The organism is Atopomonas sediminilitoris (genome assembly GCF_022601735.1).
GTDB classification, from domain to species: Bacteria; Pseudomonadota; Gammaproteobacteria; order Pseudomonadales; family Pseudomonadaceae; genus Atopomonas; species Atopomonas sediminilitoris.
In genome coordinates this window covers 176383-192618 of the sequence record NZ_JAKUMM010000004.1, presented here as the reverse complement: position 1 = coordinate 192618, position 16236 = coordinate 176383, and the positions used below count along the sequence as shown (strand labels likewise).

At 56.7% G+C, this 16236-nt stretch carries 15 protein-coding genes; 4 read left to right on the top strand and 11 right to left on the bottom strand.

Annotation, left to right across the window (positions count from 1 at the left end):
- The first annotated feature begins 1 nt into the window (after position 1).
- Both MKI83_RS07545 and MKI83_RS07540 read left to right on the top strand, forming a co-directional pair.
- The gene (locus MKI83_RS07545; protein ID WP_241584601.1) at positions 2 to 553 is read left to right on the top strand and encodes a hypothetical protein; all 552 of its coding nucleotides are present in this window, start codon (positions 2 to 4) and stop codon (positions 551 to 553) included.
- Positions 554 to 676: 123 nt separating this feature from the next.
- Positions 677 to 2011 carry a phosphate ABC transporter substrate-binding/OmpA family protein gene (locus MKI83_RS07540; protein ID WP_241584876.1) on the top strand — a complete coding sequence of 445 codons (1335 nt, stop codon included), beginning with the start codon at positions 677 to 679 and terminating at the stop codon, positions 2009 to 2011.
- An 84-nt stretch (positions 2012 to 2095) separates the two neighbouring features.
- On the opposite strand, the gene murB is transcribed toward MKI83_RS07540, so the two are convergent.
- The 8 genes from murB to MKI83_RS07500 form a co-directional block, all read right to left on the bottom strand.
- Positions 2096 to 3124, bottom strand: coding sequence for a UDP-N-acetylmuramate dehydrogenase (murB, locus tag MKI83_RS07535; protein WP_241584600.1), 1029 nt, complete (start codon positions 3122 to 3124; stop codon positions 2096 to 2098).
- Between the two features lie 4 nt (positions 3125 to 3128).
- Positions 3129 to 3599 carry a low molecular weight protein-tyrosine-phosphatase gene (locus MKI83_RS07530; RefSeq protein ID WP_241584874.1) on the bottom strand — a complete coding sequence of 157 codons (471 nt, stop codon included), beginning with the start codon at positions 3597 to 3599 and terminating at the stop codon, positions 3129 to 3131.
- Positions 3599 to 4360 (bottom strand): 3-deoxy-manno-octulosonate cytidylyltransferase, encoded by a 762-nt coding sequence (gene kdsB / locus MKI83_RS07525; protein WP_241584599.1) that lies wholly within the window; start codon positions 4358 to 4360, stop codon positions 3599 to 3601. Before kdsB ends, MKI83_RS07530 begins: the two co-directional genes overlap by 1 nt.
- 2 nt (positions 4361 to 4362) lie before the next feature.
- On the bottom strand, positions 4363 to 4548 hold the full coding sequence (locus MKI83_RS07520) for a Trm112 family protein (RefSeq protein ID WP_241584598.1): 186 nt from the start codon (positions 4546 to 4548) through the stop codon (positions 4363 to 4365).
- 7 nt (positions 4549 to 4555) lie between these two features.
- Positions 4556 to 5560 carry a tetraacyldisaccharide 4'-kinase gene (lpxK, locus tag MKI83_RS07515; RefSeq protein ID WP_241584597.1) on the bottom strand — a complete coding sequence of 335 codons (1005 nt, stop codon included), beginning with the start codon at positions 5558 to 5560 and terminating at the stop codon, positions 4556 to 4558.
- Position 5561: 1 nt separating this feature from the next.
- Positions 5562 to 5987: a flagellar polar localization protein PocB gene (gene pocB / locus MKI83_RS07510; RefSeq protein ID WP_241584596.1), complete on the bottom strand. Its 426-nt coding sequence runs from the start codon at positions 5985 to 5987 to the stop codon at positions 5562 to 5564.
- On the bottom strand, positions 5984 to 6616 hold the full coding sequence (gene pocA, locus MKI83_RS07505) for a flagellar polar localization protein PocA (protein WP_241584594.1): 633 nt from the start codon (positions 6614 to 6616) through the stop codon (positions 5984 to 5986). Before pocA ends, pocB begins: the two co-directional genes overlap by 4 nt.
- Positions 6617 to 6698: 82 nt before the next feature.
- Positions 6699 to 8918 (bottom strand): DNA internalization-related competence protein ComEC/Rec2, encoded by a 2220-nt coding sequence (locus MKI83_RS07500; RefSeq protein ID WP_241584593.1) that lies wholly within the window; start codon positions 8916 to 8918, stop codon positions 6699 to 6701.
- Positions 8919 to 8975: 57 nt separating this feature from the next.
- Here MKI83_RS07500 and MKI83_RS07495 point away from each other — a divergent pair, with 57 nt between their 5' ends.
- A complete protein-coding gene (locus MKI83_RS07495) occupies positions 8976 to 9506 on the top strand; it encodes a DUF2062 domain-containing protein (protein ID WP_241584592.1) in 531 nt (176 codons plus the stop codon).
- Positions 9507 to 9540: 34 nt separating this feature from the next.
- Here MKI83_RS07495 and MKI83_RS07490 read toward each other — a convergent pair whose 3' ends face one another.
- The 3 genes from MKI83_RS07490 to MKI83_RS07480 all read right to left on the bottom strand — a co-directional run bounded on the left by MKI83_RS07490 (position 9541) and on the right by MKI83_RS07480 (position 12474).
- A complete protein-coding gene (locus MKI83_RS07490) occupies positions 9541 to 9858 on the bottom strand; it encodes a ComEA family DNA-binding protein (RefSeq protein WP_241584591.1) in 318 nt (105 codons plus the stop codon).
- A gap of 247 nt (positions 9859 to 10105) precedes the next feature.
- Positions 10106 to 11770 carry an ATP-binding protein gene (locus MKI83_RS07485; protein ID WP_241584590.1) on the bottom strand — a complete coding sequence of 555 codons (1665 nt, stop codon included), beginning with the start codon at positions 11768 to 11770 and terminating at the stop codon, positions 10106 to 10108.
- Positions 11770 to 12474 carry a response regulator gene (locus tag MKI83_RS07480; RefSeq protein WP_241584588.1) on the bottom strand — a complete coding sequence of 235 codons (705 nt, stop codon included), beginning with the start codon at positions 12472 to 12474 and terminating at the stop codon, positions 11770 to 11772. The genes MKI83_RS07485 and MKI83_RS07480 overlap by 1 nt, the downstream gene beginning before the upstream one ends.
- A 787-nt stretch (positions 12475 to 13261) precedes the next feature.
- Between MKI83_RS07480 and MKI83_RS07475 the strand changes: the two genes are divergently transcribed.
- Positions 13262 to 16138, top strand: a complete 2877-nt coding sequence (locus MKI83_RS07475) for a ribonucleoside-diphosphate reductase subunit alpha (protein WP_241584585.1) — start codon at positions 13262 to 13264, stop codon at positions 16136 to 16138.
- The last annotated feature ends 98 nt before the right edge of the window (positions 16139 to 16236 follow it).

Below are 16236 nucleotides of genomic sequence, written 5' to 3'. Positions count from 1 at the left end.
CATGCTGAGTTTCGACAACCTTCTTAACGCGGCGTTCACCGCGCTGATCTTGCAAATCCCTGTGATCATTGGCGGGGTGCTGCATATGTGGGTGGTCAGCTATAACGGCTGGCCGTGGTTAAAGGTGCCAATCAATGAGCAGCTATTCGGTGCCAATAAAACCTGGCGTGGCATGCTGCTGATGCCTCTGTTCACCGCCTTGGGTGCGCTGTGTCTATGGCCCGCTAGTAGCGCAGGCCAGCTGAGCATTTTTGGTGAGTCACTTGCGCTAGCTGGCCTAGCGGCGGGCTTGGGTTATGTCCTGGCGGAGTTACCTAACTCTTGGCTAAAACGTCGTGCCGGTATTGCCCCAGGCGCGCTACCCACCAGACACCAGCGTTGGGTAATTGCGGGGGATCAGATCGACTCGGGTTTAGGTGTCGCCCTAGCGTATTGGTTGCTGTTGGATATTTCCGCGCTTCAGGTCTTCATGTACATCGTCACCTTCCCCTTTACTGCTCTGCTGGTAAAGCGACTGCTGTTTATGGCTCGCTTGAAGCGCAGCGCCGTTTAAATGTCACGTAGCGTGACGTGGCGCACAATAAATGCGCTCGTTTTGTTACTTTTTGTAATATTCCTGTAGCCTTTCGCATCCTTTGAAACTGCTACAGGTATTCACATGTCTCGTTTATCCGGCATCTCGAACCGTCTTGCCGGCTTGCTGTTGGCGGCCACCATACTGCCAGCCAGCGCTGCCACCAGCTTGCCCATCCCTACCTCTGGGCAAAACGCATTGCGCATTGAAGGCTCCAACACCCTTGGCGCCCGCCTTGCTCCCGCTCTAGTAGAAGGCTTGATGCAGAGCCAAGGCTTAACGCAAATCCGTGTCGAGCCATTGGCGAACGGCAGCCGTGTGATTGGTTTAAGCACCGATAACCGCCCAGTGCCGGTGGAAATTGTCACCGAAGGCTCCAGCAGTGGCTTTGTTGCCTTGAGCGAGTCACGCGCACAATTGGCCGCCGCCTCGCGCCCCATCAAAGAAGCCGAAATCAAGCTGCTCGCCAGCGGCGGCGATATGTTGAGCCAAGACGCCGAACAAGTCGTCGCCATCGATGGCGTGGCAGTGATTGTGCACCCCAACAGCCCACTGACTCAGCTCAGCACCGCGCAACTTGCGGCGGCTTTTTCGGGTGAAGCCAAGAACTGGGAAGACTTAGGCGTGAGCGGCGGCCCGATCAAGGTGATGGCGCTGGACCAGCTTTCCGGCACCTTTGATACCTTTGACAGCGCCGTGCTCAGCCCACTGGGTAAAGCCATTCGTAGTGATGCGCAGCGCTTCTCTAGCCATGTCAGTCTGGCCGAACAAGTGGCGCAAAACCCTGCCGCCATCGGTTTTGTTGGCTTAGCGTTTGTCGGCGCGAATAAGCCTTTGGCGATTGCCGATGGCAATGCGGACGCCCTTAGCCCGCAAGACACACTGGTCGCATCCGAAGACTACCCGCTATCGCGTCGTTTGTTTTTGTACATCCAGCCCAATGAAAGCAACGCGTGGGCGCGCGCACTGATCGAGTACGCACAGAGCCCAGCCGGACAAAAACTGGTGGCCGCCAACGGTTTTGTTTCTCAAGCCGTGCGCACCATGCAGGTGCCGGTTGAAACACAAATGCCAGAAAGCTACAAAGCCTTGGCTAGCCAAGCCAAGCGCCTCTCGGTGACTTTCCGTTTCAAAGAAGGCAACGCCAAGCTAGACAACAAGGCCCTGCAAGACGTGCAGCGCGTGGCTAACTTTATTAAGGCCAACAACAAGAGCAACCAACAGGTGGCGCTGATTGGTTTTAGCGACAGCAAAGAGGACGCCGCTCGCGCCGAGCTGGTGTCGAAACTTCGTGCGATGGCCGTGCGCCGTGAGCTGAGTAAAGCCGGCGTCAATCTGCGGGAAGTCCAAGGTTTAGGTCAGGCCATGCCGATTGCCAGCAACGACGTTGAAAGCGGCCGTATCCGCAATCGTCGCGTTGAAGTCTGGGTCTATTAAGGCTTAGCGACTGACCAACGCACAGCCAATAAAAAACGGCGCCAGCATTAGCTGCGCCGTTTTTTTATTGCGTGATAACAGTGCTCAAATCACGATAGGTTCAATGTCCAGCGCCACGGCAAAACGCTCGTGGATATCCGTTTGAATGCGCTGCGCCAACGCCTTCATTTGTGCACCGGTTGCACTGCCATAGTTGACGAGCACCAAGGCTTGGTTGGCGTGCACCCCGGCATCACCGTCGCGATAGCCCTTCCAACCGGCTTGTTCAATCAGCCAGCCGGCGGCGAGCTTGGTTTGCCCGTCGGCCTGCGGGTAACTGGGCATGGCGGGGTATTGCGCAAGCAGTGCCAGCGCCTGCTGGGCTGGCACCAGCGGGTTTTTAAAGAAGCTACCGGCGTTCGCTAACTGCCGCGGGTCCGGCAGCTTTTCTGCCCGAATCGCACACACCGCACGGCTGACATCTGCTGGCGTCGGCTGTGCAATATCGAGATGACTCAAGTGCTGACGAATCGGCCCGTATTCCAGCGCCAAGGGTGTGCTAGCCGCCGGATACAACGCAAAACGCACGCGCAAAATAATCCAGCGCGCGGGCTCACGTTTAAAGCAGCTGTCACGGTAGGCAAACGCGCAATCTTGGGCGTTTAAAGTCACCAGTTGCTCTTGCTGACAGTCCCACGCATCTAACGAATGCAGTCGATCGTTAATCTCGACCCCGTAAGCACCGATGTTTTGCACTGGTGCCGCGCCCACCGTACCTGGGATCAGCGAAAGGTTTTCTAAGCCGCCGAAGCCTTGGCTTAACGTCCACAACACAAAGGGATGCCATGCTTCGCCGGCTTCGGCCTCCACCAGCACCACGTCTGCCTGTTGCGACAGCACCCGCTTGCCTTGGGTGGTCATGTGCAGCACAAAGGCATCGAGGTTCTGCGTCAACAGCAGGTTGCTACCGCCGCCCAATACAAACAGCGCTAAGCCGCTGCGCTGCTGCGCCGCCAAGACCTCCGGCAGTTGTGAGCTGTCGCTTAAGGCGCAGTACTGCGCAGCCTGTGCCGGCAAAGCAAAGGTATTGAGCGCGCTTAATGCGAAGGCCTCGCGAACGATTAACTGAGACATGTGATCACCGCAGCGCTGACTGAATGCGCTGCAGTAATGCATCGCTGGCAATTTCAATCACATCCAAGACTTGCTCAAAACCTTGGGCACCACCGTAGTAAGGGTCCGGCACCTCGCTCAAGGTAAGCTCGTCTGCCAAAGGCAAAAACAACTGCGGTTCAACACGCGCCTCTGCCGGTCGCAACGCCTGCAGGTGCGCAAGATTGCTGGCATCCATCGCCAATACCCAATCAAAGCGCAAAAAATCGTCGGCCACGGCTTGCCGCGCACGTAACGCAGACAAGTCATAACCACGCTGCCGCGCTACCGCGCACGTCCGCGCATCGGGTGCTTTGCCGATATGCCAAGCAGCCGTGCCGGCCGAATCAACAGCAATCACCTCACTTAAGCCGGCGCGCTCAACCTTGTGGCGGAACACCCCTTCTGCTGTGGGTGAGCGGCAAATATTGCCCAAGCACACAAACAACACATGGATCATCCGCGCGACTCAACAATCTGCCGCACGCGCGCTAAATCTTCTGCCGTGTCTACGCCGGCTGGCGGCGCTTCTAGGGCATCAGCCACGTGAATAGCGACACCATGCCACAGCGCTCGGAGCTGCTCTAAGCATTCGGTGTTTTCGTAGTCACAAGGCCCCCAGCGCACGAAGTCACGCAAAAAACCTGCGCGATAAGCGTAAATACCGATGTGACGACGAAATGGCACGCCCGCCGGTAATTGCTGTTGATCTTGCGCAAAAGCGTCGCGCGCCCACGGCAGCGGTGCACGCGAAAACGTCAATGCCAAGCCTTGTGCATTGCTAACCACTTTGACCACGTTGGGGTTAAATAAGCTGGCGCTATCGCCAATAGGCTCGGCCAAGGTGGCAATACCGGCCTGTGGGTTGGCCGCCAAATTAGCCGCGACTTGATCGATGATGGCCGGCGGAATCAGCGGCTCATCGCCTTGCACATTGACCACCAGCGCATCGTCCGCCAAGCCCAAAGCATCCGCCACTTCGGCCAAGCGATCTGTGCCGGAGTTATGCTCGGCACGCGTCATCACGACTTCGGCGCCGAATGCCACGCAGGCCGCCTCGATACGCGGATCATCGGTGGCCACGACCACGCGTGCCGCGCCACTTTGTTGGGCTTGCTGCCAAACATGCTGAATCATCGGTAAGCCTGCAATTAATTGCAGCGGCTTGCCCGGCAGACGCGACGAGGCGTAACGAGCTGGGATGACAACGGTGTACATGCTTATTTATCCAAGCGCTCGTCAACGTTAAGGGTGCGCGCTTCGCCTTCGAGCATCACCGGGATGCCATCACGAATCGGGTAAGCAAGCGCATCGGCTTTACAGATCAATTCTGATTGATCATCACTCAACTGGAGTGGGCCTTTACACAGGGGGCAAGCGAGAATATCGAGCAGTTTCAGATCCATGAGCACCTCAGGAGGAATGAGGGCGCACCTTCACCTGTAACTGTTGGGTTAGCCAGTGGCCAAACGCTGCGGAGAGCTCGGCGTCGACCGCCAAGTACCACCAGTTATCGCGCGCAAAAGAGCGGCATTTAACCGCATCTTTTTCAGTCATCACCAGCGGCAAGTCATCATCAGGCAACTCAGCGGCGTTGAATGGTGCGTGGTCGGCGAAGGCATGCCGAATCGGTCGCCAGTTTAACCCTTCCAGCGTGGTGAAGAAACGCTCAGGGTTACCAATGCCGGCGACGGCATGCAGGCGTTGTTCAGCAGGGAAAAACGACAAACGTTGACGCTCGCCTGTTTTAAGGTTGACCAAGGCGCTGGGGCGCAGCTGCATTGCGTAGCCGCTGGCATCGTCTTGCAGGGCGCCGTTTAAGATGCAGGCATCGACATCATGCAAGCGTTCTAAGGGCTCACGCAGCGGGCCTGCCGGCAAGCAACGACCATTGCCAAAGCCGCGCGCATGATCAATCACCACCAGCTCCCAATCACGGCCTAGCGCATGGTGCTGCAAACCATCATCACTGAGAATGATGTCTAAAGGCGTCTGCTCGAGCAGCGCCTGCACGGCACGGCTGCGCAGCGGATCAATCATCAGCGGCACAGCGCAACGCTGCACCAACATCAGCGGCTCATCACCGCATTCAGCGGGATTGCCGCTGGCCTCAACACGCCAAGGATAATGCGGCGCTTTCGCCCCATAGCCACGGCTCACCACGCCCACGCGCCAACCTTGCCTGCGACAATGCTCAATCAGCCACAAAATCAGCGGAGTTTTACCCGTGCCACCGACGGTGATATTGCCCACCACTAACACTGGCACAGGGGCGCGATAAGGTGTTTTTGCACCGCTCGCATAAGCCAAACGCTGCTGCATGACCACACGACGATATAACTGCTCAAGCGGCTTGAGCAGAGACATCGACGGATGCCCCTCATACCAAGCGCGTTGTAACCAGTTAGACAGGCTCACGTTACGGGGCCTCGGCGGCCTCGACCGTGCTGATGCGTAGCTTGGCAAAACCGAGCTTGCCAGCTGCATCCATCGCGGTGATCACGGCTTGATGCGGTGTTTTAGCGTCCGCGCTGATCACCACTGGCAACTCTGCATTGCCTTTGGATTCGCGCTGCAGCGCCGCCATCAAGGTGCTCAAATCATGCTTATTAAGGTTTTGTCCATTGAGCGCGAACTGGCCTTCTGCACTGATTAAGATCTCCAGTGTTTCTGGAGTTTGCTCAGCCGGTGCTGCGCTGCTGGCCTCGGGCAAATCAACGCGCAGCTGGGTTTCACGGGTAAACGTGGTGGTGACGACAAAAAACAGCAGCAGAATAAACACCACGTCGATCAAGGAGGCCAGGTTGATGCTGACCTCTTCGCGGGGACGACGACGGAATTTCACGCCTTGCCCTCGCCCATGTCTACATCGCGGTTACCTTGCACTACTTCGACCAACTTGACCGCCTCTTGCTCCATGCCGACAACCAGCTCGTCAACACGGCGCAACAAGTAGCGGTGAAAGAACAGCGCCGGAATCGCGACCATCAAACCGGCGGCAGTGGTGATCAATGCCTTGGAAATACCACTGGCCAGCACAGGGGCGTTGGCCATGCCTGCACCGGTGAAGGCGCTGAAAATCTCAATCATCCCCAGCACGGTGCCGAGCAAGCCCAAAAGCGGCGCTACCGCAGCAATACTGCCGAGCGCGTTGAGGTATTTTTCCAGATCATGGATCACGCGCTGGGCGGCTTCTTCGATGCACTCTTTCATGATCTCGCGACCATGCTTGGAGTTAGCAAGCCCTGCGGCAAGGATTTCACCCAACGGCGAATCGCTGCGCAACTCACGCAGCTTCTGACTATTAAGTTGTTTGTCTTTAATCCAGCGCCACACTTGACCAACTAAGTGGGCCGGGGTGACTTTGCTCGGGCGCAGTGACCATAAACGCTCAGCGGTAATAGCAACCGCCATAATTGAACAGAGGATAATCGGCAGCATCATCCAGCCGCCTGCACTGACCAGTTCCCACACAGCGAAGTTCCCCCAAAAAATCATGTACTTATAAGGTGGCGCCACTGTAGCACAGCGCCGCCAGCGCACAGCGGGCTATCTCTCATTTTTCAGCCCAAAATCCTGCTGCGGCGCGAGCAGGCGCAACCTTCGAGTCAAAAGCCCCCAACTGCCAACGCATTCCACCTAACTCTGCAGTATCAAGAAGGCTCACGCCTTGTTGCTGATAACGGGCGATGACATCGGTATGCGGATGCCCAAAGGCGTTATATCGGCCGCGACTAAACACCACAAATTCAGGTTTAAGCGCCTGAATAAAAGCACGCGAAGACGATGTGCGACTGCCATGGTGTGGCGCCATTAACCAGCGCACGGGTTTAGCCAGTGACTGAGCAATGAACTGCTGTTCTTCAGCGGTGCTGATATCCCCCGTCAACAGCAGGCGCTCACCACCAGCGTCGATAATCAGCACACAGGAGGCAGCATTGCCTGCTGCGCCGCCAGCCTGCCACTGCTGAAAGTCCACACCATCCCAGCGCCAACCTTCGCCTGTGCGGCATTGATCAAGCGGCGGCAACTGGCCCTGAGTATCAAGCGGCTCACCACTCACGATTCGCCGCACGGGCATTGCCTTTATAAGCGCGCCAACCCCGCCGGCATGGTCATTATCTGCATGACTGATTAGCAGCGTATCTAGGTCTTTTATCCGCCGCGCCTGCAAAGCAGGCAGCACGACCTGCTCAACCCGACTACCCCCCTGCCACGCCGCACCAGTGTCATAGAGAAGAGTGTGATCGTGGGTTTGAACGAGCACCGCCAAACCTTGCCCCACATCCAACACATCAATCACCGCCCGCCCGAACTCAGGACGCGCGCTCGGCCAAAATAAAGCCACCAGCAACAAAGGCACTGTAAAAAAGCGGCTATGCAGAGCATTGGGCAGGACAAACAAAACACTGGCCAGCAGCAACAAAACCCAACGCCAGCCATCACTGGGCGGGATTGCCCAACTGCCACCCCAGCCATCTAAGTAGCGTAATAGATCAATATTCCAACTAAGCAAGTAGCCTGCCACTTGCAACAGCCAATCACCTACGCCCAGCTGTAAAAGCGCCGTACCCAACAACGCCATCGGCACCACCAACAAACCCAACCAAGGCACTGCAATCGCGTTGGAGAAAAGCCCCACCGCACTGCCCGACAAACCTTGCATGTGCAGCCAAGGCAGCAGTGCCACCGTCATAACGCACTGAATAATAAGTAACTCTTGCCACCAGGGTCGCCGAATAACCTGGCCTTGCGCCGCCACTAGCAACAAAGCCACCGCCACAAACGACAACCACAAACCTGCCTGCAAACTGGCTAAAGGCTGCCACAGCAACACTAAGAACAGCGCAAGTGACCACGCATACCATGGGCTGCGCCACACACTCAGCCACTGCCCCAACAACAGTAACGCCAACATGATTAAAGCGCGCTGAACAGGCAAGCCTGCGCCAGCTAGATAGCCATACAGCAGCGCTGCCACAAAGCTCAGGAGAAAACTGATGGGTCGCCAATAGCTAGATACAGGCAACCACGCTTGGCGCCGGCACAGCGTGAGCAGGCCAAGCACTAAGCCGGCAATCAACACAATGTGCGAGCCCGAGACCACAAACAGGTGAATCGTTCCGGTGCGCTGCAATACTTGCCATACGTCAGGCGCAATCCTACTGCCATCCCCCAATACCAATGCCAGCAGCGCCTCAGCGCTGGGCGCACGGCTTGCCAAGATAGCTTCACGCAAACTGCTGCGCAGATCGGCTTCAGCGCTGTCGGTTAACAATTGCGCCTGTTTAACCACAGCGGTTGCGCCAACCTCATGACTGGCCAGCCAACGCGCTCGATCAAAACCGTAAAAATTACGCAGTCCAGCGCTACGCTTGAGCGCTAACAACAGACGCCACGTCTGACCACGATAAACCGGTGGCGCATCGGGCCAGACGGTCCAGATATTCTTCGGTAACGTTGTACGCCTAGAATAGGCATCGCTCAGCATCAAGACGGCCGCGCCATCACCTTGTTGCGGCACATCGCTTATCTCGACCGTCACCCATAGCGCCCGCCCGTCAAAATCAGCCGCTAGGCGGTCCTCTTGCCAAGCAATCACGGCCCACTGCGCGATCAATAAGCCCAATACAAAACAGGCAAACAGACGCCAACGCAGCGCCATAGCAAAGCCCAAAGTAAGGAGCGTCAGCAACAAGCAGCTAGAATTAGGTGACTGCGGAAAGATATAGAGACATAAAAGGCCTAACACCAAAGCAAGCACGCCTTTGGGCATATAGAGCCTCCTAAGCTTTGTGTGCATAATAGCCGCGCCTCAGCGAGCCGTAAGACTATGCCCCGCCGAATTATTAAGCGTTACCTACCCAATCCCGACGCGATTAAGAGCAACAAATCGTTGCGCTTTCTTGGCAAGGCGATCCACGACCCCAACCTTTGGCACCTCAATCGCCATTCGGTTGCTCGTGCAATGGCTATTGGCTTGTTTTGGGCCATGATTCCCATGCCCATGCAAATGGCTGTAGCCGCGGTGTTCGCGTTGTTTTTTCGCGCCAACTTACCCATTTCTGCTGCGCTGGTTTGGCTGACCAATCCGCTGACCATGCCGCCGATTTTTTACTGCTCTTATAAAGCGGGGGCTTGGCTGCTAGACACCCCGCCACTCGTGTTCCCAGATGAGCTGGACTGGGCCTGGTTTGAAAAAATCTTCAGCGAACAGTGGCAGCCTCTGTATTTAGGCTCCGCCGCCATCGGTATTGCCTTGGCAATCCTCGGTTACTTTGCTGTGCAGGTTTTTTGGCGTTGGTGGGTCGGTACTAACTGGAAGAAGCGCAAAGCGCGGCGCCTGTTAAAGAAAAATAACTAAGGGTGCCCTGCCTGTGACAAGGCACCGATGCGCACTACTTCAAACTTAAGCGCGACTTGTTGTCTTGCAAGATCGCCGGCCCAATGCCTTTAACCTCCAGCAATTCATCAACCACCTCAAATGGCCCATGCTCCGTGCGATACGCCACAATCGCTTGAGCTTTAGCAGGGCCCACACCCTTAAGCTCGCGATCCAGCGTTTGCACATCAGCTGTATTGAGATTGACCAGTGATACCTGCTCACTGACTGCCGCAGGTGCTGTGTTGGTGTTGGTTTGGGTTTCAGCAGCATGTGCATTGACTGTACCGAGAACCGACAACAGTAATGCCATAGAGCGCACGAGATTGCGCATAGATCACCTCCTGTGATTTAAGAAAGCAGCACTCCAAAAGCTGCTTTTGAAATCTAGCTCGACCCATCACAGATGCAAGGCATCTCGTTAAAAATTTTTTTTGCCAAAAAAAAGGGAGTCCTAATGGACTCCCGCATCTCAATCTTGGAGAAAATGGATAGAACCGGCCGAAGCACGGCTCTACTACAACCTCACCTGCGTTCCATCAGAAACGCGCCGCTAGTCTGGCCTAACCAAAGTTAGGGGTCTATGACTGGCGTGTATGATCTGTGTAATTTTTTGTAACGCGCCGCTCGTCACGCTCGTGCGCTAAATTTTGTCGTCGCGGCCAGATAAGACTGAATTTGGCGCCGCCTAGCGACTGGCTGTGCGCCACCAAAGCGCGTCCGCCATGCCAATAAATAACCCGTCGCACGATAGAAAGCCCTAACCCATAACCACCTGAACTGCGCGTGCGGCTGTCATCTAAGCGCATGAACGGGGTGAACAGGTTTTCCCAATCACTTTGCGCAATGCCGGGGCCGTCATCCTCAACATCAATTTGGCAGCGATGACGGTCGACTCGATAGGTTAGCCGTACTTGGCCAGTGGCGTGACGCAGCGCATTTGATAGCAGATTTTGCACCGCACGATTGAGGTAAAACTGCGCGGCATCGGTTAACCAGCGGTCTTCGCTGAGGCTTGAGTCGACCGGCATAACCTCGATGTGTACCGCTTGCCGCAGCGGGCCTAACTCATCTGCGGCTTGCTGCAAGATGGCCTGTACATCGACGCGCTCGAAGGTCAGCGCGGGATTGCCTTGTTCTAGGCGTGCATACGTCAGGATTTCATCGATGAGCTTGTCGAGTTCTTGCAGGTCGCCATCCATGCCTTTGAGGTAGCGCTGGCGCCGTTCTTCATCGCGTGCTTGTTCCAGCATTTCCAAGCCAAAGCGTAAGCGGGCGACCGGTGTGCGCAGTTCGTGTGAGGCGCCGCGAATCATTTCGCGCTGCAACACAATCAAGCGCTGCAACCGCGCGGCCATGTCATTAAAGCGGCTGGCCAAGCGGCCAACGGAGTCACGCCCGCGTATCGGCACGCGGGTATCTAGACTGCCGGCAGCAATGTCGCTGGCGGCGCGCTCGATGGTTTCCACCCGCCGCTCAAGGCGGTAGACCAAGCCGTACAAGGTTAGGCCGATCAATAACATCACCATCACCGCGATCAGCAACATCAAGCTCGGCGGGTACGGGTTAAAGCGTAGGATAGGGCCCAATCCTAAAACCTCGCGACTGCCCACTACGCCTAGGTAAATCGTCACAGCATCGCCATCGGCGGCCAAAGTAATAACTGTATCGCCTTCGTCTAAACGGCGAAATTGATCGGCATCCAACCCTGCTTGATGCGGGCTAAAAAGCCTCACGGGGATACCGAAGTGATGTCGCTCATTAAGCTTGGCCAGATACGCTTGGCGTTCAGCTTCAGGGGCACGCAAGAGCTCATCCATAACAATGAACAGTGTGGCTCTACCCCACTGCTCGCTGACTTGATTCAGGCGGATGTTCAGCACCAGATCGTCATTGACCGTTTGAAATAAAGCCAGCTCTTGCTCGCCACTCGGTACCACCACCACGTCATGAGCCTCTAAGCGGGCGAGTTGCAGCGGGCTCAACGCCAGCGCTTGAGGCGGTAGCAAACGCATTGGCGCGGCAAACAAGCGACTCCACGCGGTGAGACTTTGCCCGCGTTGTAATGGATCTTGCTCAGCCAGCTGGCTGGCCAGCAAGTGCATGGTGCCGCTGGCTAACGACTCGCGGTAACCAACTTCGCGGCTTTGATTAATTTGCTGCAAGACCAACAGCCCCAGCCCACTGACGATCAAGACGGTGAGCACTAGGCCTAAGTAAATGCGAACAAAGATCGAGTTCAGCATCAGGCGTTATCGCTAACGAATAAATAGCCTTTGCTGCGAACCGTTTTGATAATGCGCGGTTGGAGCGGGTCGTCGCCAATTTTGGGGCGAATGCGGGAAATGCGCACATCCACGGAGCGATCTTGTCCGTCGTATTCGATACCGCGCAGCGCGGCAAAGATTTCCTCGCGCGAGAGGATTTGCCCAGCCCTACTCGCCAGCAACCACAACAAGTCGAACTCTGCTGAGGTTAAATCGACAACGGCTTCGTCCAGGGTCGCTTCGCGCGCGCTTTGATCCAAGCACAAGCGACCAAAGGTTAAGCGCTGGCGCCCTCCTTCGCTGCTATCCACGCGACCACGGCGCAGCAAGGCACGAATGCGCGCCAGCAGTAACCTGGGGCGTACGGGCTTACAAACGTAGTCGTCGGCACCAATTTCTAAGCCCAGCACTTGGTCCATATCATCGGTGCGGGCGGTCAACATAAGGATTGCGCCTTGATAGGCGGGGCGCAGCCGCTTACAAATACTCAAGCCGTCCTCGCCGGGCAGCATCACGTCCAGCACCACCAAGTCGGGCTGCTCATCGAGCACCCGCCGCACGGCTTGGCCGCCATCGGGTTCGTGGCTGACCCTCAGGCCGCTGTCCTGTAAATACTCGCCGATCAACTCCGCCAGCCGGGCATCATCCTCAACAATCAATATGCGCTCAGCTAAATCAGCCATGGGGTGCCTGTTCTCGTGCAAGGTGGTTTGGGCTGGTGGAGTTTAACAACACACGACGCAGAGGCAGAACCGCGCAAAGAGACGCCAACAACCTTTGTGTGGTGAGTTATTTCTCCTGCGCTTCGTAGCCTGTTACCGATGCCGCGATACGAAACACAAGATGTTGTGTTTCGTATCACAAATCGATCAGTAAAATTATCCGCTTCTCGGCGACGCTGGCGCTGATAAATTTCTGTTAAAACCTCGACGAACGGCTCAAGCCCGATGAGAGCTGGCCTCGCTGCAGTTATTCCAAAGTGCCCACAAATAACCCACAGGTTATCCACAGCCGGTAGCGGTTTCGTCGGCTTGCAAAGCCTCATTAGCCGCATTATCTTGTAGCCCATCGAACAGCAACCCCTATATATAGGGTTTCCAAGCAAAAGCTCAACACAAGCTAAGGCGTCACTGTCAAGTGCTTTATTTGGCTTAAATGCCGTCATCGGCGGTTGAGAAAAGTAGCAATAGGATGTGTGAAATGGCGTGCAGGGCCACCCTGCCGCCTTGGCGTTCTACACCCTGAACGTCATTTGCTTGCAATTCGTCTTGTGGTTGTGCCACCACAAGGTGTTGTGGTTGATCTGTCGTGTAGATCAATCGACGGTTTGGGCCAGGGAGGCGCTTACGTCCCCCTTTATTTCCCAAACCATGACTTGGCCGCGCTATCGCTCGGCCAGCGTTGGGGCATGGACTGCCCCGGCGCTTTTTAACCCACATGCCATTAATAAGAGAAGACGTGGAGACACCCATGCAGACCGACCTCTCTCGCGAACAGCCCCAAGCTGGCAGCGTTCCTCTAGAAGACACTCCGAACGAGTTGAACGCCACGGCCCCCGGCCAGTTGCGAGTGATCAAGCGTAACGGCACTGTGGTGCCGTACACCGACGACAAGATTAGCGTGGCCATCACCAAGGCTTTTCTTGCGGTCGAAGGCGGCACGGCGGCCGCCTCTTCACGGATTCACAGCACCGTTGAGCGCCTGACTGAGCAAGTCTCGGCCACGTTTAAGCGCCGCATGCCTTCGGGCGGCACGATTCACATCGAAGAAATTCAAGACCAAGTCGAACTGGCCCTGATGCGTGGCGGCGAGCACAAAGTCGCGCGCGATTACGTGCTGTACCGTGATGCCCGCGCCCAAGAGCGCGCTAAGCGCAGCGCCGACGCTCCCGCCAAACCGCACCCCAGCATTCGTGTGACCATGGCCGACGGCCAGAAAGTCGCGCTGGACCTTGGTCGTCTGCAAATTCTGATCCGCGAAGCCTGCGAAGGCTTGGAAGAAGTTGACGGCGAGCTGATCCAGAAAGAAACGCTGAAGAACCTCTATGACGGCGTTACGGAAAAAGACGTCAGCACCGCGCTGGTCATGACCGCCCGCACACTGGTCGAGCGCGAACCCAACTACACCTACGTGACCGCCCGTTTGTTGATGGACACCTTGCGCGCTGAGGCCCTGAGCTTCCTGCAAGTGGCCGAGCGTGCAACGCACCACGAGATGGTCAACCTGTACCCGCAAGCCCTCGCCGCCTATATCGAAAAAGGCGTCGAGTTTGAGCTGCTAGATGCCAAGCTGATGACCTTCGACCTCGCCAAGCTGGGTGCGGCTATCGAGCATGAGCGCGATCAGCAGTTCACTTATCTGGGCCTGCAAACGCTGTACGACCGCTACTTTATTCATAAAGACGGCATCCGTTTTGAGCTGCCCCAAGTGTTCTTTATGCGCGTCGCCATGGGCTTGGCGATTGAGGAGCAAAACAAAGAAGAGCGCGCCATCGAGTTCTACAACTTGCTGTCGAGCTTTGATTACATGAGCTCCACACCGACCCTGTTCAACGCCGGCACCCTGCGCCCGCAGCTGTCGAGCTGCTACCTGACCACCGTGCCCGATGATCTGGGCGGCATTTACGACGCAATCCGCGATAACGCCCTGCTGTCGAAGTTTGCCGGCGGCTTGGGTAACGACTGGACGCCCGTTCGCGCCCTTGGTGCTTACATCAAAGGCACCAACGGCAAGAGCCAAGGCGTGGTGCCGTTCCTGAAAGTGGTTAACGACACCGCAGTGGCCGTCAACCAAGGTGGCAAGCGCAAAGGCGCGGTGTGTGCCTACCTTGAAACCTGGCACATGGACATCGAGGAATTCCTCGAGCTGCGTAAGAACACCGGTGACGACCGCCGCCGCACGCACGACATGAACACCGCGAACTGGATTCCTGACCTGTTCATGAAGCGCGTGTTTGAAGACGGCCCCTGGACGCTGTTCTCGCCGTCCGACGTGCCTGATCTGCATGACTTAACCGGTAAGGCCTTCGAAGAGCGTTACGAGTACTACGAAGCCATGGCCGGCTACGGCAAGATCAAGCTGCACAAGACCATCGCGGCCAAAGACCTGTGGCGCAAGATGCTGTCCATGCTGTTTGAAACCGGCCACCCATGGCTGACCTTCAAAGACCCATGCAACCTGCGCAGCCCGCAGCAGCACGTTGGCGTGGTGCACTCCTCCAACCTATGTACCGAAATCACCTTGAACACCAACAAGGATGAGATCGCGGTCTGTAACCTCGGCTCGGTCAACTTGGTTAACCACATCGTGGACGGCCAGCTAGACCTCACCAAGCTAGAAAAGACCGTACGCACCGCCGTGCGCATGCTGGATAACGTGGTCGACATCAACTACTACAGCGTGCCGCAAGCGAAGAACTCCAACTTCAAGCACCGTCCGGTCGGCTTGGGTTTGATGGGCTTCCAAGATGCGCTGTACCTGCAGCACTTGGCTTACGGCTCTGATGCCGCGATCGAATTCGCCGACCGCTCGATGGAAGCGATCAGCTACTACGCCATCCAAGCCTCTTGTGATCTGGCCGATGAGCGTGGCGCCTACTCAAGCTTTGAGGGTTCGTTGTGGTCCAAGGGCATTCTGCCGCTGGACTCGATCGAGCTGCTGAAAGAGTCGCGCGGTGCCAAGTACATCGACATGGACCAGTCCGCCAGCTTTGACTGGGCGCCGGTGCGTGAGCGCGTACAAAAAGGTATTCGTAACTCCAACATCATGGCCATCGCGCCGACCGCCACCATCGCCAACATCACCGGCGTATCGCAGTCGATCGAGCCGACCTACCAAAACCTGTATGTGAAGTCGAACCTGTCCGGCGAGTTCACCGTGATCAACCCCTACCTGGTGCGCGACCTGAAAGCGCGCGACTTGTGGGACAGCGTCATGGTTAACGACCTCAAGTACTACGACGGCTCCGTGCAGCAAATCGAGCGCATTCCGCAAGATTTGAAAGACCTCTACGCCACCGCGTTTGAAGTAGAAACCAAGTGGATTGTGGACGCAGCAAGCCGCCGGCAAAAGTGGATCGACCAAGCGCAATCGCTGAACCTGTACATCAACGGCGCCAGCGGCAAAAAGCTCGATATCACCTACCGCATGGCCTGGTTCCGTGGTCTGAAAACCACCTATTACCTGCGTGCCTTGGCGGCGACCAGCACCGAGAAGTCGACCATCAACACCGGCAAGCTGAACGCCGTGTCGTCAGGTGGCAGCGATACCCTGCAAAGCGCACCAGCGCCAGCAGCGGTACCCAAGGCTTGCTCGCTGGACGACCCAGACTGCGAAGCCTGCCAATAACACCGTAAAGCCAGCGGGCAGCCACCCTGCCCGCTGCGCACCCACCGTTTAAAACAAGCGCCGGCGCGACCGGCCCGTTCGACCAAACAGGAGATAAC